General features: G+C 35.6%; 13 protein-coding genes. All 13 read left to right on the top strand.

Annotated features, from left to right (window positions below; all coding sequences use genetic code 11):
* The first annotated feature begins 29 nt into the window (after window positions 1-29).
* Window positions 30-1,625, top strand: coding sequence for a sulfatase (locus tag BXY64_RS13580; RefSeq protein ID WP_120240552.1), 1,596 nt, complete (start codon window positions 30-32; stop codon window positions 1,623-1,625).
* Window positions 1,626-1,746: 121 nt separating this feature from the next.
* On the top strand, window positions 1,747-2,388 hold the full coding sequence (locus BXY64_RS13575; RefSeq protein WP_170150661.1) for a sugar-binding protein: 642 nt from the start codon (window positions 1,747-1,749) through the stop codon (window positions 2,386-2,388).
* A gap of 22 nt (window positions 2,389-2,410) precedes the next feature.
* The gene (galE, locus tag BXY64_RS13570) at window positions 2,411-3,433 is read left to right on the top strand and encodes a UDP-glucose 4-epimerase GalE (RefSeq protein ID WP_120240550.1); all 1,023 of its coding nucleotides are present in this window, start codon (window positions 2,411-2,413) and stop codon (window positions 3,431-3,433) included.
* Between the two features lie 397 nt (window positions 3,434-3,830).
* Window positions 3,831-5,117, top strand: a complete 1,287-nt coding sequence (locus BXY64_RS13565) for a cytochrome b N-terminal domain-containing protein (RefSeq protein WP_120240549.1) — start codon at window positions 3,831-3,833, stop codon at window positions 5,115-5,117.
* A gap of 19 nt (window positions 5,118-5,136) precedes the next feature.
* Complete coding sequence (locus BXY64_RS13560; protein ID WP_120240548.1) at window positions 5,137-5,595, top strand: QcrA and Rieske domain-containing protein; 459 nt, start codon at window positions 5,137-5,139, stop codon at window positions 5,593-5,595.
* The gene (locus BXY64_RS13555) at window positions 5,595-7,898 is read left to right on the top strand and encodes a multiheme c-type cytochrome (protein ID WP_120240547.1); all 2,304 of its coding nucleotides are present in this window, start codon (window positions 5,595-5,597) and stop codon (window positions 7,896-7,898) included. The genes BXY64_RS13560 and BXY64_RS13555 overlap by 1 nt, the downstream gene beginning before the upstream one ends.
* A gap of 485 nt (window positions 7,899-8,383) precedes the next feature.
* The gene (locus tag BXY64_RS13550) at window positions 8,384-8,935 is read left to right on the top strand and encodes an RNA polymerase sigma-70 factor (protein WP_120240546.1); all 552 of its coding nucleotides are present in this window, start codon (window positions 8,384-8,386) and stop codon (window positions 8,933-8,935) included.
* A 172-nt stretch (window positions 8,936-9,107) separates the two neighbouring features.
* Complete coding sequence (locus BXY64_RS13545; protein ID WP_120240545.1) at window positions 9,108-10,259, top strand: FecR family protein; 1,152 nt, start codon at window positions 9,108-9,110, stop codon at window positions 10,257-10,259.
* A 126-nt stretch (window positions 10,260-10,385) separates the two neighbouring features.
* Window positions 10,386-13,931, top strand: a complete 3,546-nt coding sequence (locus BXY64_RS13540; RefSeq protein WP_120240544.1) for a SusC/RagA family TonB-linked outer membrane protein — start codon at window positions 10,386-10,388, stop codon at window positions 13,929-13,931.
* A 10-nt stretch (window positions 13,932-13,941) separates the two neighbouring features.
* Entirely contained in the window at window positions 13,942-15,324 is a 1,383-nt protein-coding gene (locus BXY64_RS13535; RefSeq protein ID WP_170150660.1) for a RagB/SusD family nutrient uptake outer membrane protein, read from the top strand.
* 104 nt (window positions 15,325-15,428) lie between these two features.
* Window positions 15,429-17,243, top strand: a complete 1,815-nt coding sequence (locus BXY64_RS13530) for a thioredoxin family protein (RefSeq protein ID WP_120240542.1) — start codon at window positions 15,429-15,431, stop codon at window positions 17,241-17,243.
* A gap of 18 nt (window positions 17,244-17,261) precedes the next feature.
* Window positions 17,262-18,428, top strand: coding sequence for a TlpA disulfide reductase family protein (locus BXY64_RS13525; protein ID WP_170150659.1), 1,167 nt, complete (start codon window positions 17,262-17,264; stop codon window positions 18,426-18,428).
* Between the two features lie 104 nt (window positions 18,429-18,532).
* Window positions 18,533-20,113, top strand: a complete 1,581-nt coding sequence (locus tag BXY64_RS13520; RefSeq protein WP_120240540.1) for a DUF4369 domain-containing protein — start codon at window positions 18,533-18,535, stop codon at window positions 20,111-20,113.
* Window positions 20,114-20,906: the final 793 nt, after the last annotated feature.

The following is a 20,906-nucleotide window of genomic DNA, read 5'->3' as shown; positions in this document are numbered from 1 at the left end:
TTAAATTACTCGAACATCAGAAGAAGGAAATGATTCAAAAAATCACGAATACAATACTATTAGGAGTTGGTGCTTTGTTGCTACAATCTTGTGGAGGAGAAGCTACAAAAACTCAAGAAAAAACAGGTAAGCCCAACGTCTTGTTCATCTCGGTAGATGACTTGAATGACTGGACAGGAGTTTCTAAGGGACACCCTGATGTGAAGACTCCTAACCTGGAACGATTGGCACAAAGAGGAGTATACTTTACCAATGCCCACGCTTCAGTTGCAGTGTGTACACCATCGCGTTTGGCGGTACTTTCATCTTTGGCTCCAACTACAACAGGATGCTACACCAACAAGAGTGGAACCCGAAATATGAACATTTGGAATGAGGTGAACCTATTGCCTGTTCACATGCGTAAGAATGGATATCATACCATGGCTTGTGGAAAAATTGAAGGACATGCCTGTTGGGAGATAGAGGAGAAGTTTGAACATCAGAAGTTGTGGGATGAGAGAAAACCAAGAGCTTATGCTTTAACTGAGAAGTTGATTAAAGATGGAAACCGTTATGGTGCTCCCGATTTTTATCCTTTTCCTATGGGCGGATCAGGAACTGTAAAGTACAATAAAGAGCATCGTACAAATTTTCCTGGTTTTTCATTATGTGCTGGTCCTATTGATAGAGAATATTTGCCCGAAGGCAAAATGCCCGATGAGTTGAATGTAGAGTGGGCCATTGAAAAATTACAGAAGGATTACGACAAGCCATTCATGTTGGGAGTTGGATTTTTAAGACCGCACGTGCCATATACTGCACCTCGTGAATATTTCGAGATGTATCCATTGGATGAGATTGAAGTGCCAAAAGCGATTGATGGTGAGTTTGCAGATATTCCAATTTACGGAAAAGCTATGGCTGAAGGAATTACAGAACCAGGAGCTGAACACATTGTCAGAACTCTTGGCGAAGATTACAGAAAGCAATTGGTACAAGGATATTTGGCTTCCATCACTTTCATGGATGCTCAGTTGGGTAAACTATTGGATGCTTTAGACAAGAGTAAATATGGCAAGAATACCATTATTGTACTTTGGTCGGATCATGGACAGTGCTTTGGAGAAAAAATGAACTGGCGTAAAAATAACATATGGAACGAGGCCACAGTTGCTCCAATGTTATGGGTTGTTCCTGGAGTGACAGATGGAGGGCAGGTGAATAAAAATGCGGTTAGTTTGTTGGATATTTATCCTACTTTGTCTGGTTTGTGTGAACTAAAGGAGAGCAAACAACAGGATGGTGAGGATATTCTTCCTTTGCTACAGGATATGAATGTGAAGAGAAAAAATCCTGTAGTAAGTACATGGACTTATGGTAGCCATTCAATCCGTCGAGACAACTGGAGATACATTCGTTACAATGATGGTTCGGAAGAGTTGTATGATGAGCTTAAAGATTATGGAGAGCATACCAATTTGGCTGGAAATCCAGAATACAAAAATGTAATTGAAAACTTGAAAAAGTATCTTCCGAAAGACATTTACCAGCCAACAGATAAGAATAAGGAGTATCACATGATTAATGACAGAGTAGAAAGGTGGATCAGGAATCCGAAAAGTATGCCTGATTACTTGAATTAGTTATTGTAGGTTAATACGGGATGTATTTATTTGAATGTGACCATGTTCATTGATGATATTCCTGTGTTTGAAAAGAAATAAGAATCACATTATTTAAATAATGTTATGTAAATTATAAATGATGAAAACATATAAAGTAAATAAAATTAAGAACGATTGTCTGGTTATCACAGGCGGAGAAATGCACCCTGTATGGGAAATGGCTAATATAAATCAAGATTTTAATTATCCTTGGGAAGATAATGAATCTTCTTCAGTGATTTTTAGAGCTTTGTATGATGAAAAGAACTTTTATTTTAGGTTCGATGTTGAGGAAGAAAATGTACTTACATTCGTTGATCAAAATCATAAAATGGAGGTTGTTGATTCTGATCGAGTAGAGATTTTTTTTAGAAGAGATAAGGAATTAACTCCATATTACTGCCTGGAAATGGATGCTCACGCAAGAGTTCTTGACTATGTGGCTAATTATTACCGAAAATTTGATTTTGAATGGCAGTGGCCAGCAGATAAATTACAGGTAAAAGCTTCAAAGAACTCTAAAGGTTATGTGTTTGAGGGAGCCATTGATATATCATCATTAAAAGACTTAGGCTTATTAAATAATGATACTTTGGAAGCAGGATTGTATAGAGGTCATTGTATGGCATTACCTGCTGATGAGAAAGAAGCTGATTTAAGATGGATTTCGTGGGTGAAACCAGATGCTGAAGATCCGGACTTTCATATCCCATCTTCATTTGGTAAGTTGATTTTAAGATAATAAGAGGTAAAAGATAAGAAGAATGAAGAAGCAAATTCTTGTAACAGGAGGTACTGGTTTTATCGGTTCTCATACTGTTGTTGAGCTACAAAATAGTGGCTATGAAGTTGTAATTGTTGATAATTTATCAAATTCAAAAATTGAGGTTTTGGACCAGATTGAAGCAATTACAGGCATTCGACCTAAATTTGAAAATTTTGATTTAACGGATAAGCAAAAGGTAAAAGACTTTTTTAATGAATACACTAATTTAGAAGCGATTATTCATTTTGCAGCCTCTAAAGCAGTAGGTGAATCGGTAGAGAAACCATTGATGTATTACCATAACAACCTAAATTCACTTATGAATATCATGGGATGCATGAATGATTTTAAGGTGAATAATCTGGTATTCTCTTCATCATGTACTGTGTATGGTCAGCCTGATAAACTTCCCGTTACAGAGCAAACACCAAGGAAAGAAGCAGAATCGCCATATGGCAATACCAAAAGTATTTGTGAAGATATTATTCGCGATACTGTACATGCCAATTCTAGTTTAAAAGGAATTGCATTGAGATATTTTAATCCGATTGGGGCACACGAAACTGCAAAAATTGGAGAATTGCCATTGGGAGTACCTAATAACTTAATTCCCTTCTTAACGCAAACTGTAGCAGGTATTCGACCTGAATTGAGTGTTTTTGGTAATGATTACGATACTCCTGATGGGTCAGCAATTCGTGACTATATTCATGTTGTGGATTTAGCAAAAGCTCATGTTGTAGCAATAGAACGATTGTTGGAGAATAAGAATCAAAATGGCTATGAATATTTTAATGTGGGTACTGGAAACGGAGTATCTGTATTGGAGATTATAGAATCTTTTGAAAGAGCAACGGGAGAAAAAGTTCCTCATAAAATTGTTGATCGTAGAGCAGGAGATATTGAAAAGATTTATGCCGATACTACCTATGCAAATAATGAGTTAGGATGGAAGGCAGAAAGTACATTAGATGAAACTTTGCTGTCGGCTTGGAAATGGCAAGAAAATATTAAAGGATAAATTGGTGTTAATTTAAAACATAAAAACACTCTTAAGTCATCGATTTAAGAGTGTTTTTTATGCATGCTGAAGTAGCAGGAAATCAAATGTGAGGAGTAATCAATTCAAACAAGAATTAATTATTTGGTGTTTGAATAATGGTCAAAAAAAAATAACGGTTTTTTGGAAATGTTGGATCCGGTAGTTAATGCAATAAACTAATAGGTTAGTATAAAAACAGAACCAAGAGCAAATATTTATCTGAAATTTTCAAGAGTGTTTATTATCATTTTCTATCAGAATGCCTTATTTATTAGATATCTATACCAACAAGTAGATCTGTTTGTTTCTTTTCTTTTTTTACATTCAATGCATTTTCACTTTCTTTGTATTCTTACATCAAAAGCAGGTTTTAGTAATGGCGAATAAGGAAAGTGATCAAAGGATACCTTCATCTCTGGAAAAGTTTATTTTGCACCTTCATCCAAATAGAATTGATAGCAGAGCGATAAAATTCAATAGGACATTTGGATTGGGAGGAATACTTGCATTACTATTTGTTATTATATCATTAACAGGTTTAACTCTTAGGTTTTCTTATATCCCTACAGTAGAACATGCTTATGATTCTATTATAGGAATTAGAGATAATACAATACTTGGACAATTCATTAGAAATTTGCATCACCTGTCGGCAAAATTGATGGTTCTTGTCTCTTTTTTGCATTTGATTCGAGTATACTATTCTCAAAGTATCTTCCAAAAGAGAGCAGAAAATTGGACTTATGGCTTACTACTTTTTTTCTTGGTTTTGGCTTCCAGCTTTACAGGATACTTGTTGCCATGGGATCAATTGGCATATTGGGCAGTGACTGTAATTACTCAAATTGTAGAATATATCCCTTTAGTTGGTGATTCTTTGGCCTATCTACTTCGTGGAAGCGATACTGTTGATGGCAACACGTTAATCAATTTCTATACATTGCATACTGGTATTATTCCCTTACTTTTTGTGGTTTTGATGAGTGTGCATTTTTGGCTAGTTCGTAAAGCTGGCGGTGTAGCATTGCCAAAAACTGAAGAAAAAGAGAAGGTAGATGTTATTCCTAACCTTTTATGGAAAGAAATAATGGTTGCCAGTATTGTAATTGGTGGATTGTTTATCGTATCGGTATTTTATGAAGCACCCTTGTTGGATCAAGCCAATCCTTTAAAAAGTCCTAACCCAAGTAAGGCGCCTTGGTACTTTTTGGGCGCTCAAGAACTTCTATTGCATTTGCATCCTTTTTTTGGTGCTGTAATTATACCATTATCGGCAGCCTTGTTCTTTTTTGGCTTGCCTTATTTTCGATATAAGAATGTAAATGTTGGTGTTTGGTTTAATTCTTCACTTGGTAAAAAAATGAGTATTCAATCAAGTTCGATCAGCTTTGTATTTACTTTTATTTTAATCTATATTTTAGATCACTTTTTGCATTTTGATATCTGGTTTTCGGGTGTTCCTAGTGTAATTAGTACTGGTGTTATTCCATTTTTACTTTATACTTTACCACTTGCTGGATACCTATTGTTTTGGTATAAAAATCACAAGGCAAATAATACTGAAATTATTATGGCCTGTACAAGTATATTGCTATCGTCTTATGTATGCATGTTATTAATTTCGCTGCTATTAAGAGGCGAAGGAATGCAGTTGATATTTTAATTTTTGAATAGTGAGATTGATGAAACTGAACAGAAGGAAATTCATAAAGCGTATATTAATAGTTGCAGCATCAATAGAAGCAGTTTTTTTGCTGAAAGATAGTGTAAGCAAAATAGATACATTTTCTTCCAAAGAATTGTTTAATGCAGGAAAAGCTGATTCATTTGAAAAAAATAAACTATATCCATTTTCCACTGGTCAATTCTTTCTGAAGAGATTTGAGGATGGTGGTTTTCTTGCTATGTCGGTAAAATGTACACATTTAGGATGTGTGGTAAATGCAAATTCAAAAACTGGAGGATTCAACTGTCCATGCCATGCTTCGCAGTTTAATAAATTTGGAGAAGTATTATCGGCACCAGCTACACGACCTTTAGATATTTTCCCAATAAGAATTGAAAACGGGGAAATATTGGTAGATACCAGAAAGCCTGTGAAAAGATCAAGTTATAACAAATCGCAGTTAACCTACGCATAATGGAAAATCGAAAAAGAGCAGAACAAATCAGTTTTCTAGCTATACTGATAGCATTACTTTCGATTCCAATGTATATGCTCCTGAAAATCTATGGTGCCGAGCAAAGTGTTTCGCATGAAGCTACTTATGTGGGACGAGAAACTTGTATTGAGTGTCATCTAAACGAATATAACGATTGGGTAGGATCTGACCACGATAAGGCAATGGATCATGCTAATGACTCTACTGTGTTGGGAGATTTTAACAACAAAATAGTTGAGTACAATGAAATGACCCATAAGTTATACAAGAAGAACAATCGTTTTTTTGCTTTAACAGATGGAGAAGATGGTATACTGCAGGAATTTGAAATTAAATACGTATTTGGATATTATCCATTACAACAATATTTGGTTGAATTCGACAAAGGAAGATTTCAGTGTTTGCCATTAACATGGAACTCGAAGGATAGTGTTTGGTATCATATGGCCAATGCCGTGTACAAAGATGAAATCATCAAACATGATAATTGGTTGCATTGGACCAACCAGGCTCAAAACTGGAATGGGATGTGTGCAGATTGTCACTCTACCAACTTGGTAAAAGGATACGATTCTAAAACCGATACCTATCACACTACATGGAGTGAGATTGATGTGAGCTGCGAAGCCTGTCATGGTCCAGCTTCCAAGCACCTTGAATGGGCCAACAAAGCTGAATATGCCCGTGAAACGGATAATAATTTTGGATTGGTGGTAAAAACCAGTGGAATTGACAATAAGGAGTATGTTGATCTTTGTGTACGTTGTCATTCACGTCGAGGATCTTTATCCGATTACCATCACTCTGCAGATCTTTACAATCACACCATTCCGGATTTGCCTACAGGAGAAGACTACTTTATTGATGGTCAGATATTGGATGAAGATTATGTGTATGGATCATTCACACAGAGTAAAATGTACATGCGTGATGTAAAGTGTAACGATTGTCACAATGTGCACAGTACAAAACGTTTGTTTGAAGATAACAGGTTGTGTACTCAATGTCATCGAGCTGATGATTACGACACTTATAACCATCATTTTCACAAATCGAAAGGTGAAATTGGAAAGGCAGTAATTGCTGACGATGGCGTTAAATTCGAAGTTGGAGAAGGAACAAGATGTATCAATTGTCATATGCCAGCACGTTTTTACATGGGGCCTGATTATCGAAACGACCACAGTTTTAGAATTCCACGACCAGACCTAACAGAAAAGCTGGGAACTCCTAATGCATGTAATCAGTGCCATGCTGATGAGTCTACAAAATGGGCCATTGATTACGTAAACAAGTGGCACGGGATCAGTCGTCCGGCTCAATTTGGAACCGTTTTTAAAGAGGCACAAACTGGAAGTCAAGAAGGTTTCGATGGTTTGGTACACATATACAGTGATGAAGTATATCCGGAAATCGTCCGTGCCACAGCAATTCACTTGCTTGCGTTGAACTATCAATCTCAAAGCAAAGAGATTTTGTTCGAGGCCATAAATAACTTTAGTGGTCATATTCGATACAATGCCATTCAAAACCTTCAAATGGATGACGAGCAATCATTCAATAAGGTGTTGGAAATGCTTAGCGATCCTTCCAAAGCAATAAGAGTGTCATGCGCTACAAAACTTAACACCATTGACCAAAATAGAATTCCTCACAAATATAAAGAACAGCTAAAAAAAGCCACTAAAGAATATTTAGAAGTACTGGAATATAATGCCGATTTTCCTTCCGGTAAATTTAATCTGGCTAACTTTTATTACAATAGCAAGCAGATTGATAAAGCTGAAGAATTCTATAAAAGAGCCATTGAGCAAGATGAATTATTACATCCTGTAAAAATCAATTTGGCAATTTTATACAACAATAAAGGAGAGCACAAAAAGGTAGAGATTTTATTGAAAGATTATCTGAAGCATGTTCCCAATGATGGTGCAACCATGTTTACCTATGCCTTATTCTTATCAGAACGTCAGCGTTACGATGAGTCAATGGAATATTTACTGAAGGCAAGTAAGTTATCTCCTGATAATCCGCGAATTTTCTACAATGTAGCAATGATGTATGATTTCAGGAAAGATAAAAAGCAAGCTGTTAAATATTTGCAGTCTGCCATTGATATCAATCCGGAAGATCAAAATTATTATATAGCCTTGCTGAATTTACGTGTGAAATATGGACAAAGGAAGGAAGCTAAGGATTTAGCAATGAATATATTAAGAAAGTTTCCTAATGTTAACGACAGGGAAAATATTGAAGCTATTATTAACCAACAATGCGATTAAAACCTTAGAGAATTTTAATTTTTAATATTTCAAATGGCATTGGGCAGTTCTTGAAAAAGTTAAGAACCTTCTCTTATATCACATCTTTGGATATGTGATGTGTTTTTAGGATATAAGATTTTAGAAAAATCAAATTTGAATAGATATCTACTCGTTTAATTAAATTTAATTTGAAGATAAAAAATCCGCTAAAACTGAACGTTTTGAGCGGATTTGATTTGACTATTGTCTAGTGGAGCTGCAGGGAGTCAATTTAAGGTGATAATATACAGTAAATCAACAATAAGAGTTTTGTTGGTGTCCGAATAGGTGTCTTTTATTTTGATTGTAATTAGAATAATTTAGTGGTAAAGAGTGAGAATTAAAGATTGCATGAATTCCATATTATTCAAGTTTAAGTGAATTAACGGTCTACGCCCCAATTAATTTTTTGAATGCACTACCTAATTTGCATTTCCAATTTCTATTTATAATTTTGACTTTTAATGGAAAATCAGTTATTGTTAAGACAATTGTCGCAAGGGAATCGTGTAGTCTTCAAAAAGATTTTTGAGGAGTACTATCGTCCATTATGTGGATTTTCCAGAAAATTTATTGCAGATGCTGAAATTTGCGATGACCTTGTTCAGGAATCCTTTTTGGCTTTATGGAACAAAAGATCAGAATTAGAAAGTTACAAAGCCATTAAGAGTTACTTGTATTCTTCAGTACGAAATGCTTGCCTTAATTACTTACGTCATGAGAGCGTAAAACAAAAAAGCGAGGAGGAAATTAAAACCCTATCCTCCGACTGGTACTCCGAAAATTCCATTGTTGAAGAAGAGGTACATACCCAAATTTACGAGGCAATAAAAGAGCTTTCACCACAAGCACGTAAAGTAATTGTTATGACCATGAATGGATTAACTAATCCTGAAATGGCAGAAGAATTAGGTGTAAGTATCAATACAATTAAAACCCAAAAACAGCGAGGTTATACTTTCCTGCGTGATAAATTAAAGGGAATTCATTGGGTGTTGTTGTTGCTGTTAGCATAGTGCTATCAGCGGTCAGCTTTCAGCAATCAGCTGCAAGCTACGAGTATCAAATACCCACAGATCATTCTATTTTTCTACTTCTCCACTTTCTTTCTTAAATTGATAAAAAAAGTTTGGGTACTGTCACCCACTTTGTAAACATCCGTTTCTTAGAAGCAAATCAGGAAAGAATATGCATATTCCAGAGAAGAATATATCAGACTTAATTGTTCGTCATTTAAAGGGCCAATTGAATGAAGAACAAGAAAAGGAACTACAAGACCGGTTAAAACAGCCAGGCAAACAGGAGCTTTTCGATCGAATTGTATCAAAGGAGCGAATTTTACAGAAAAGTTTTGAGTACGATGAATTTAAGCAGGAAGCTGCTTGGGCGAAGCTAGAGAAGCAAATTAAACCAAGGCTAGACTACAAAAAATGGTTGGCATATGCTGCAGTTATCATGCTTCCATTGGCAATTGGTTTCTTATTGTTACAAGAAACACCAGAGTATGAACCAGGTTTGGCCGAAGTTCAGGAAATTCAACCAGGAAGCAGCAATGCAGTAATCTATTTTTCCAATGGTGAGATCGTTGATCTTTCAAAAGATACATCGGAAATAATTCGCTCAAAGGAAAACCTTTTGGTGGAAAGAGATAGCAATCAGTTGAAGATTAATGATGATGAGTTATTGGCTGGACAGCTGAACCAGATGAACCGTATCGTAACTCCTATTGGAGGAGAATATCAGGTTCAATTACCGGATGGAACAAAAGTGTGGATGAATGCCGATTCTTACCTGGAGTTCCCATCTAAATTCTCAAGCAAAGAAAGAAAGGTGATTGCAAAAGGAGAATTGTATTTCGATGTAGAGAGCAATAAAGATTGGCCTTTTGTAGTAGAAACAAAAGGAATGGAACTGAAAGTTTTGGGAACAGAATTTAATGTGCGTGCATACGAAGATGAGGCAGAAATTCATTCTACACTAATTGAAGGAAGTGTATTGGTTAATAATTCTCTAGGTAAAAATGTAATCTTAATTCCAGGACGTCAGGCAGTGATAAGCAAATCAAATAATTCAATTAAAGATTTGGAAGCAAATATTGAAGAAGTAACAGCCTGGAAGAATGGTCAGTTTATATTTGATAGTAGACGATTGGAAAATATTATGTACGATTTGGCCAGATGGTATAATGTAAAGATATTCTTTGCCAACGCTTCCGTAAAGGATAAGAAATTTTCTGTTGATGTTCAGCGATACGGACAAATAGAAGATATCTTAACTTTAATTGAAGGAACTGGAGATGCAAGTTTTACAATCAAAGGGAATGTAATTACAGTTCAATAGTCAAATAAATTTCCATCGACTTTAGTCGGTGGAACTAGATAAAAAAAAGGGATGCGCTAACATCCCCCAATTAATTAAATCAAGCGCAGTGCGAATGCGCTAAATAGTAACTAACAACCCAAATTTATGAAAAAAAATCATGATTTCGGGCATTGCTCTAGTAATGCCTGGAGAAAAACCTTAAGGGTTATGAAATTAACAACCATTTTATTCTTTCTGGCAATTTTTACCGTTGCGGCAGAAGGATATAGCCAAGGAACAAGGATCTCCATGAAAATGGAAGATGCCAGTTTGAAGGAAGTATTTAGAGAACTGAAATCACTTTCGGACTATACTTTCGTGTACAGCGAAGGCATGGTAGCAGATGTGAAAATAGATGAAATCGACCTGCAAGAAGTAAGCGTTGAGGATGCTTTAACTGAATGTTTGGAAGGAACTGATTTAGAATACTACATCGAAAACAATGTTGTAGTTATTCGTAAGAAAGCTATTGAATTTAAACAACCTATAGAGCAAGAAAAGAAAATCATCAATGGCAAAGTAACTGATGATTCAGGCTCGCCAATTCCCGGAGCAAGTATTTATATCAAAGGTTTGCAAAAACCTTTGGGGACCATTACTAATATTGATGGTGAATTTTCACTTGATCTTAGAGGAATGGAAGAAGCTACTTTAATAGTGTCTTTTATCGGTATGGAGACTCAGGAAATTGTTGTGACTTCTCAGGAATACATAAATATTACTTTACTTTCATCAACCGAAGGTCTGGATGAAGTGGTAGTTGTAGGATATGGAACTCAAAAAAGAAGTGAAGTTTCTTCGGCAATATCAACTGTTAGTAGTGAGAAACTTGAAGATAATATTGCATCAAATGCAAGTTTCGATCGTGCTTTAGGTGGTTTGGTGAAAGGAGTTCAGGTGGTTCAAAATGCTGGTGCTCCAGGTTCTGGGGTAGATATTAACATTAGAGGGATTACTTCTCCTTTTGGTGGTTCAGACAATAATCCACTATTTGTAATTGATGGTGTTCCTTTTCAAACTAATCCTGTAGGTTTGGCGACAGTTTCAAATCCCTTGCTATCAATTAACCCGAATGATATTGAAAGTATTGATGTGTTGAAAGATGCTTCGGCTACTGCAATATATGGTTCTCGTGGAGCAAATGGGGTGATTATGATTAAAACCAAAAAAGGAAGAAAGGGTGAAGACCTAAAAGTTTCTTTGTCTGCAAGTACAACATTTGGAGAACCAATCAATACTCTGGATTATGCCAATACAACGGAGTGGAAAGCTTTTGCAAATGACTTATTTAATGAATCATTTAAGGCTTTTGAAAAAGGTCAAATTAACAGTAGCGCATTAACACGATTTGGATTTATGGCCAATTTTGATACTGAACCTGATCCTTTACCATGGGATCCTACTAATACAAAAATAGTAGGATATAACAGTTTAAAAGAAGATTATTTTGGTACAGCCAATACCAATTGGGCTGACGAAATATATCGTAACAAAGCTTTAACACAACAATACAATGCAACTTTAACAGGAGGTACAGAAAAAACAAACATGTTATTGTCTTTGTCTTATACAGATCAGGAAGGTTTGATAAAAGAAGAGAACTTCGAACAATTTAATGTTCGTATGGGTATTGATGCTAATGTAAATGACATAACAAGCGTTGGAGCAAATATTACTATTGGTTCTTCTTCTAATGAAAGTGGCTATGCTTCCGCAAGTACCATAAATGCCAATTCGGTTATACCTACCTTAAATGCAAGACCTGATATTACTCCTTATAAGCAAGATGGAACTTTTAACAGATATCAAAGTGTAGATATTTTTGGACAATCAACTTCTGTTCCTAATCCAGTTGCTTTATTAAGTAGTCAGGACAATAATAGTACTGATTTTACGGCACTTGGGAATTTTTATGTAGAAGTTAGACCAATAAAAGACTTAAAGTTAAAGTCGGAGTTAAGTGCTTCCAGATTTGGAAACCGAACTCGTAATTTTGATCCAGCAAAATCGTTAACAGGTGTAATTACCGACGATGGTTTTGGAACCATTACAATTCCTAAATCAACACTTTTTGATGCACATACTGTAAATACGAATAAGATTTTAAACCTTACAGCTACCTATGGTAGAACTTTTAATGATCACAGTGTGTCTGGTATGATCGGATACTCATGGGATCGTTCTAAGGCAGTATCTACTAATAGTTTTTATCAGGGATTTCCTGATGATAAAGTGCTTACAGACCCTAAATCTGCTGAAGAGGTTGTGAAAACCAACTCTTCGGAGATTGAAATTGGTATGAACTCAATATTTGCAAGGTTAACCTATAGTTATGATTCAAGATACTACTTTACTGCAAATTTCAGAACGGATAAATCAGTAAGGTTTGCTCCAAGCAAACGTCGTGCTTATTTCCCGTCAGCATCGGCAAGTTGGGCTATTTCCAATGAGGAGTTTTTATCTTCGTCAGAAGTAATTAACAATTTAAGATTAAGAACTGGCTGGGGACGAACAGGATCTAACAATATTCCAAATTTTGCCTACTTACAGTTTTTTGGCATCAATAATGGTGCTGGTGACGTTGTTTACAATCAAAATCAAGCTGTTGGTTTAAATGGAACCTTACCAAACCCAGAAATAAAATGGGAATTAACAGAAGAAGTTAACCTTGGTGTTGATTTTGGATTATTTAATAACAGGTTGAGAGGTAGTGTTGATGTTTATAATAGAAAATCAAAAGATGCCTTAATGCCTTCACTTTACCCATTAGAATCTGGAGCAACTTCATTTACCAGTAACTTTGCAGACATAACCAATAAAGGTTTTGAATTCGAAGTAGGTGGAGATATTATTCGTAATGAGAATCTTGTTTGGTCTGCCAGCTTTAATATTTCAAAAAATAAAAATTCCCTTGACAAGTTTGCTGCTACTGCTTTAAATGATAATACCAGAGATAGGTTTGAGGTTGGCAGAGAAATCAACTTCATAAATGGTTATGTGACAGAAGGAATTATTCAGAATCAAGCAGAATTGGACGCTTTAAATGCAGGTGCTCCTGACAATACCTATCAGGAAGCTGGTACCGGTGTAGGTGATTACAAGTTTGCTGACCTTAATAACGATGGAGAAGTAACAAGTGAAGATCAAACCTACTTGGGTAGTGCACAAACTGATTTTTTTGGTGGATTTAATACAAATGTTGCTTATAAGGGATTTGAATTATCGGCTTACTTCAATTTTTCAGCAGGTGGAGAGTCTGTGGTTCCAAATAGTTTGTTCCCAGCTCCTGATAAAAATATTGAAAGAAGATTTTTAGACCGTTGGACAGAAAACAATACCAATGCACTATATCCACGAGCAATATTATCAGATCCTAATCAAAACTCCAGAATGTCTAGTGCGCATGTTTATAGCACATCATACATTCGATTGAAGAACGTACAATTAAAATACAACATTCCTGCAGACGTTCTAAGTAAGATTGGGGTGGAAAAGGGACATGTATTTGTTGCTGGCAACAATTTGTGGACAAAAACAGACTTTCCGGGTATCGACCCTGAGTTGGTTGGTGGATTTTCTTCGGGAGGAAATACTTCTAATCCATATCCATTAGCAAAAACTTGGTCAGTAGGTGTTAACCTTAATTTTTAAAGTCATGAAAATGAAATATAATATTTTAGCATTAATCATTTTATTAGGATTGTTTAATGCATGTGATGTAGATGACATCATCCCGATAAATGAGTTGACAGAAGATAATGTGGTGACTGATGCAGCATCAGCTAATGCATTACTAAACAGAGTTTATACCTTGCATCGAAATAGAGAATCAGGTAGTACGAATGCTGTTGATATGGCAATTGGCTTTTCGGTATCAGGTATCGATCAGGAGCAGAGGTTCCGTATTCTACCAGATTTAGCAGATTTCAATAGTAATAGTATAAAGGATGATAGTCCAACTTTAAAGGATTACTACATTGAGTTATATTCTATCATCAATCACGCGAACTTTTTAATTGAAAAGTTGGAAGAAGGTGTTGCTGTTGACCTTTCAAATGAAAGATCACTTGAAATGCAGGCCGAAGCACGTACCATGAGAGCTATGGCACATTTTCATGCTCTAAGAACCTGGGGACAGTTTTATGACAGAAATTCTGAGTTGGGGGTTGTAATAAGTACAAAACCTATACGTGGTGCACAGGATCTGCCTAGAAGCACGGTACAAGCTGTTTATGATGCAATTATTACAGATTTAGATTTCGCAGTAACTAATGGCCCGTCTAATAGAGAACGCTTTTATGTGAGTTCTACTTTTGCTCAAGCTTTGTTAGGAAAAGTACAACTGTATATGGGTGAATACGCTGCTGCTGCAAGCAATGCAAAAGCAGTTATAGATAATACCGCAGATAATTTCGAACTTTACACAGGTATTTACACCGATATTTGGGCAGAACAGTGGAACAATGCTGAAGTTTTGTTTGCTCCTTTTGCTAATGGTAGACTTAACAATGAAGATAGTGGAGAAGGGAAAAAAATTCTTTTTGGATGTAAACCATCAAGTGTATTACAAACAATAGCTAATAATTCTACAGGAGCAGATGATGCCAATATAGATCCAAGGTATTTTGCAAATTTCTTCGAGCCAACTATTAAGTATCCTAGGAATGATGCAGAAGAAGGTAATACTTATTATTACATGCGAATGGCAGAGTTGTATTTGATTCATGCAGAAGCTGAAATCAGAAAAGATGGTGGCAATTCAACTCTTGCACTTACAAGTTTAAACGCAGTAAGACAGCGACAAGCAATGCCTGATAAGTCATTTGTTGATAAAGCTACTATACTTAAGGATATTAAAGATGAAAAGAGCTTAGAGTTATTTTCGGAGACAGGAGAAAGCTGGTTTGATATGGTTAGATACCATTTTGAAGGAGATATTGATGCTTTAGTTCTAAAGCAATCATTAACTGATGTAAATCAGTTTATTTTCCCAATACCGGTTGAAGCAATAGGAGGGAATCCTGCATTAGTACAAAATCCGTAGATATTGAATACAGTCAGCCCCTATTTATTAGTAGGGGCTGATGTTTTTTCCTTGATTCATAAAGCATACCTACTAAGATTAGGGACAATTAACCATTAACAGATATGAAGAATTTAATAAGCGTATTCGCAATATTAATGCTCAGTTTTTCTGCCTATACACAGGGTATAAAGTTTGAGCATGGTGATTGGGCCAGTGTTAAGGCCAAAGCTCAACAGGAGAATAAAATTATTTTTATCGATTTTTATACATCTTGGTGTGGGCCATGTAAACAAATGGCAAAAAATATTTTTCCTTTAGAAAATGTGGGAGATTTCTATAATAAGAATTTTGTATGCTATAAGCTGGATGCTGAAAAAGGAGAAGGGGTAGCCTTGGCAAAAAAGTACGGAGTGAAGTCTTACCCTACCTACATTTTTACCGATTCTAAGGGGGAGTTTTTACATCAGGGAAATGGCTCTATGCCCGCAGGTAATTTTATAAATTTTGGAAAAGAAGCATTAGATCCAGAAAAACATTTAGCAAATCTTATTGGTGGTAAAAAAGAAATATCAAAGGAAGATATGCCTCGTCATTTGCAGGAGCTATTTGATAAAAAACTTCCCTATGACGAAAAGTTCCAGGCATATATTACTTCTTTATCACAGGAAGAATTAATCACACAGCAGTCCTTTGATTTACTTTTAAAATTTGGGGGAAGTGCTGCGAATGGTTTCGCTTATGAAACGGTTGTTAATAATAAAACTGCCTTTGAGGAGAAGCTTGGTAAGCAGATGATAGAAAATTATTTTTATCGCAGAATGCTTAGCCGCGTTTATGAGTACAAAGGGCGTAAGGAATCTTATGCGCCAGTGTTTGAAGAGGCAAGAGGCTTAGGGTATGAACTGGAGGATAAAATAGAACAAACTTTGGTAATTTATGGTTATTTAAAAAATAATCCACACGACTTTGAAGGATTTGTTACCAAGTGCAAAGCTTTTTTAAAAGCTTATGAATATGAAGATCCAGCATTAAAAGAATATCCGGTATTTACCATGTGTTCTGGGCGCTTGTTTAGAAATGAAGTGCTTGATGCTTATGTTTTTCAATTAGCAAGTGAGCTAGAAGCTTCTAAAAGTGAATACCTGCCAAGGGCTTATGGAACTATTGCGCAACACTATAATAAAGCCAACCTACTTGAAAAGGGATTGGAATATTATAATAAAGCGCTTGCATCAGCTAAAGAACTAGGACAGAATGCAGAAATGTTGGGTAAAGCAGTTGAATATGTTAAAACTCGCATCCAAATTATTGAGAAAGGTAATTATACATTCAACGGGAAAGGCTTTGAACGATACAATGGATTAGCGGTTAACTTATGGTACTACAGCCCTACGAAAATTGGTAAAATAGTAGAAACAGAAAAAGTAGCTATTAAAGACGGTGAATTTTCCTTATCAGGAAACACCCAAACACCATTAATGGGTGGTTTTGAAATTTATGATGGAAAGAAAAAGCTATTACAGGGCGATATGATAATTGAAGCCGGTACCTATCCTTTGACCTTAGGAGAAAATGGAAGCTTTGAAGTAGAACAATCCTTTTACAATTGGACCGTTTACAATGGTTGGAAAACATTTTATGCCTATAAGGACATCCTGAAGAAAATGTGGGCTTTAGAAGACAAAGGCAATGTAGACGAAGCTGCAAAGCAACAGATAGAGGCTTATAAACAACAGTTGGAGGTGATGAAGGCTGAATACATTTCTGCGATTTACAAAAAATCCGCAGACCCGGTAGCCAAGGCTTTATTAGCCCTTGAAGGAAAACTGTATGTAAACAAAAGCAAACAGAATACTTCTGGCGATAAAGTTATTAATGAACTTAAAAATCTAATCCCAAACCATTATCTGATAAAGACGATGCAAAAGAAACAATAATCATTAATATTTATGAATATGAAAGAATTGAATAAATTAAGATTGCTGATTTTTGTACTGTTCATTTCAGCTTTGGCATCTTGTCAACAAGAGGCAAGTAGCTATAAAATAAGCGGAAACTTTCCAGAAGAAATGATTGGTGATACCATCGTCTTAAAAGACTATAACAAACAGGTAGTTGCCAAAATTGCTGTGGAAGGAACAAGTGTTTCCGTAACAGGTTCGATACAGGAAGCTACTAAAGTACGGGTTGGAACTTCAAAAAGGGGACATGGCTCTTTTATTTTGGAAAATGCTAATTACAAGATTTCTTTAGAAAATGGTAGATTAAATTTTAAAGGTGGTGAATGTAATGACCTGGTTTATGCATATCGATACACTGATGCTTATAAAGAATCAGTTAAAAATCGACAAAAAGTGTTGGAGGAAGCATTCACCGGCATTAATTCCCAAAGTGCAGATGAACAGGATGTAAAAGCTTTAGAGGAAGCCAGACGAAAATCTGGTGAAGCATATGCTGCAGTATCAAAAATTGTATCAGATCACCAGATTACAATTGTTGAAGGTGATTATCCTGCTTATACAAAGTTACTGGCATTGGAGCCTTCCACATATGGTGTTAGAAATTTTGAAAAATACGTCTCTGTAGTTGAAGAGATTAAGAAAGAACTGGAAGAGGATAACGCTTATCTAAAAATGGTTGAGGCAAGTATTGCAAGAAGAAAGAGCAATATTGCCAAGTCTAAGAAATTTGCAGTAGGAAGGAAGTATACTGATGTTTCTGCTACAACGATTGATGGTAAAAAGATTTCGTTAAGCGACGTGGTTCCGAATTATAAATTTACTTTAATTGAGTTTTGGGCAAGCTGGTGTGGACCATGCAGAGCTTCATTTCCACATTTGAAAAAAGTTTATTCAAAATATCATGATAAGGGATTTGAAGTGTTTGGAGTTTCATTGGATACAAAAGAGAAGGCATACCTGAAAGCATCTAAACAGGAAGATATTCCTTGGATAAATGCTGTTGATTATAATGGTTATAAAGGAGATGCTGCAAAGGCTTATAATGTAAGTGGAATTCCTTTTACAGTTTTGATAGCAAAAGATGGAACTATTGTAGCTGCCGGAGACAATATCCGTGACGAAAAGCTGGATGAGAAGTTGAAAGAGTTATTTGGTGAATAATCAAATAAAAGGGAGTAGAGGTGCTATTCCTTTCTAAATAAATTTAAATGAATAAGGTCATAAGGTAGTGAAATGCCTTATGATCTTTTTTTGAAAAGTAAATTATGAGAACCCAACAACTATTATTACTATTTGTAACACTTGTATTATTTTCTTGTACGCAGAACCCAAAGAAAAATGTAGGTGGATTTGTTCTGAATGGTACCATTGAAGGTATGAAATCAGGATTGATTAAAATTCAGGATAAGAAAACAAAGAAAGATTACTCAGCCAAGGTAGTAGATGGGAAGTTTACTCTGAAGGGTGATTTTCCTGAACCAAATCTCATCTCTTTGTTCGATGAGGACAAGGGATACATCGGGCAGGTATTTGCTGAGAATGCTACTTTCACCCTAACAGCAAATGTAAATGATTTAAGAAATACGAAGATAATTGGTGGTTCAGCGCATATGGATATGCTTAAATTTCGTGAGCTAACAAGGTCAATAAAAGAAGACTCTGTTTATAAGAAGGCTCAGTCTGACAATTACAAACCTAACATTAGTAAAGAGAGACGTGCAGAGGTTGATAAAATAATGGAGGCTGCTGATAAGAGACGAAAAGCTATTGAGCTTGAATTCATTAAAAATAATCCTAAGTCATATTTCTCTGCACTTTTGGTGGTGGCACATGCAAGTGGTGCAAGCGTTGAGCTGAAAGAGAAGCTGATTGCTATGCTGAATCCATCACTTTATAATGAAACCTCCATTAAGGAAATCAGAGATAAACTGGCTCAAGAAAAAAACACTGAGGTTTCTTTGGAAGATTTTGTTGGTAGTGCATCCAATGTTGCTTACAAGGTGGATAATCAGTTCAAAGGTAAAGAATTAAGGGATGTAGTTTACTTGGGTGTTTTCCCAAATAACAATATTTGTGCTTTAACCAAAGATGGAAGAGTACAAACCATTTCTCCTACAGGTGTAAAAGTAAGTGAGTTCAAAGCAGAAATCAAAGGTGGTGCAGCTTCTTTAGCTGTTGATCAGAACAGCAATATCTATGTAATGGATGTTTTGGTGGAGATAGTGAAGAAGAAATACAGAGGAAGAGTTATGGAGCAGTTGAATCCTGTTGGCGTTGAATGTACCGTTTACAATGTCAAAGGAGACAAGCAAAATCATTATGCATGCGCAGATATTATTACAGCTTCAGGAGCAAAAGTAATGGATGGTAAATTACTATTATCAGACAACCGAAAAGGAATGATAGGTATTTTCGATGCCAAATCGGGTAAACTACTTTCAAAAATCAACGATATGCGTCCTTGTTGTGGAATCCTTGATTTTGCAGTAAATGACAACAAGCAATTGGTAGTTGCCAACCTGGGAGCTTTCAGAGTACAGACATTCGACTTAACAGGTAAGAGTTTGATGTCATTCGGAAAAAGAGGACGTGAACTTACATCTTTCCACGGATGTTGTAACCCGGTATCGGTAACCAGCTTGAAAAATGGTGCAGTCGTTACGGTTGAAAAAGAACCTACACAGGTAAAGATCTTCTCAAAAGAAGGAGCTAAGCTAATTGCAGGAATTGAAGAATTGGTAAAAGGCTGTGCCTACATTCCAATGATAGTTGATGGCAAGGACAACTTGTATTTGGCATCGAAAGAAAAAGGATTGGTTAAGTGTGTGTCAGTTAAGTCTTTATAAGACTTTTTAGATTAGTTTATGACTGTTAGGAGTGAACACTGTAGGTTGTGCTTGCTCCTTTTTATATACTTGATGTGTACACCAATGCCAATTAGATAAATCGATACTTAAATTTATGAGCTGTTTTTCATGAAAAACGAAACCTATTTCCTCCAAAAATGGTATCCGAATAGGTGTCTACTTTTGACTCAGAATATGCAGCTAGATAAACAACAACACCCTCAAATCAAACGATTTGAGGGTGTTGTTGTATTGTGTGGAGCTGCAGGCTCCTATGGTACTGTTCCTAATTAGCCATAAATAAGCTATTTATAAATATTATGAGAGGGGTATTCACCTGAGCGTACACTGACGTTCTGGAATGCTTAAATTTACTGGATTTTTTGTGTGTTTATTCTTTTTTTTTTATCTGGATTTATTCTTTCAAATAGATGTTTTAAAGATATTTAGTTCTATTTGCATCCGCAGATCGAACTTTTGACCTTTATTGAGAGAAAAATATTGTATCAAAATTGTTAAAGGTAATTCCACATTTAAATATTAGTTTTTAGTAGTATCACTTGTAGTATCAATTTTAATACGTAACTGAGATTATAGCAATATCAGTTTAGAACTCAATTTTCCGATAGCCTCTTCTTAAATATGCGCTCAAAAATCCAAAATACCCCTATTTTGGTGTTGTTTGATGTCATTTGTATCGATTTGACTATTGATAAAGAGTCAGAAAATCAAGAAATTAATACTTATGTGTTCCCAGAGAATATCTGATTTTCTGACTCTCTTTTTACAATTA

This window comes from Marinifilum flexuosum, assembly GCF_003610555.1.
Taxonomy (GTDB): Bacteria; Bacteroidota; Bacteroidia; order Bacteroidales; family Marinifilaceae; genus Marinifilum; species Marinifilum flexuosum.
This window is presented reverse-complemented; position numbering and strand designations above follow the sequence as displayed.

What these genes read in the sequence shown, in the direction of transcription:
- BXY64_RS13530 (WP_120240542.1), top strand. Translation starts at nt 15,429, where the DNA reads ATGAAGAATTTAATAAGCGTATTCGCAATATTAATGCTCAGTTTTTCT.
- galE (WP_120240550.1), top strand. Translation starts at nt 2,411, where the DNA reads ATGAAGAAGCAAATTCTTGTAACAGGAGGTACTGGTTTTATCGGTTCT.
- BXY64_RS13555 (WP_120240547.1), top strand. Translation starts at nt 5,595, where the DNA reads ATGGAAAATCGAAAAAGAGCAGAACAAATCAGTTTTCTAGCTATACTG.
- BXY64_RS13560 (WP_120240548.1), top strand. Translation starts at nt 5,137, where the DNA reads ATGAAACTGAACAGAAGGAAATTCATAAAGCGTATATTAATAGTTGCA.
- BXY64_RS13565 (WP_120240549.1), top strand. Translation starts at nt 3,831, where the DNA reads ATGGCGAATAAGGAAAGTGATCAAAGGATACCTTCATCTCTGGAAAAG.
- BXY64_RS13525 (WP_170150659.1), top strand. Translation starts at nt 17,262, where the DNA reads ATGAAAGAATTGAATAAATTAAGATTGCTGATTTTTGTACTGTTCATT.
- BXY64_RS13535 (WP_170150660.1), top strand. Translation starts at nt 13,942, where the DNA reads ATGAAATATAATATTTTAGCATTAATCATTTTATTAGGATTGTTTAAT.
- BXY64_RS13520 (WP_120240540.1), top strand. Translation starts at nt 18,533, where the DNA reads ATGAGAACCCAACAACTATTATTACTATTTGTAACACTTGTATTATTT.
- BXY64_RS13575 (WP_170150661.1), top strand. Translation starts at nt 1,747, where the DNA reads ATGAAAACATATAAAGTAAATAAAATTAAGAACGATTGTCTGGTTATC.
- BXY64_RS13580 (WP_120240552.1), top strand. Translation starts at nt 30, where the DNA reads ATGATTCAAAAAATCACGAATACAATACTATTAGGAGTTGGTGCTTTG.
- BXY64_RS13540 (WP_120240544.1), top strand. Translation starts at nt 10,386, where the DNA reads ATGAAAAAAAATCATGATTTCGGGCATTGCTCTAGTAATGCCTGGAGA.
- BXY64_RS13545 (WP_120240545.1), top strand. Translation starts at nt 9,108, where the DNA reads ATGCATATTCCAGAGAAGAATATATCAGACTTAATTGTTCGTCATTTA.
- BXY64_RS13550 (WP_120240546.1), top strand. Translation starts at nt 8,384, where the DNA reads ATGGAAAATCAGTTATTGTTAAGACAATTGTCGCAAGGGAATCGTGTA.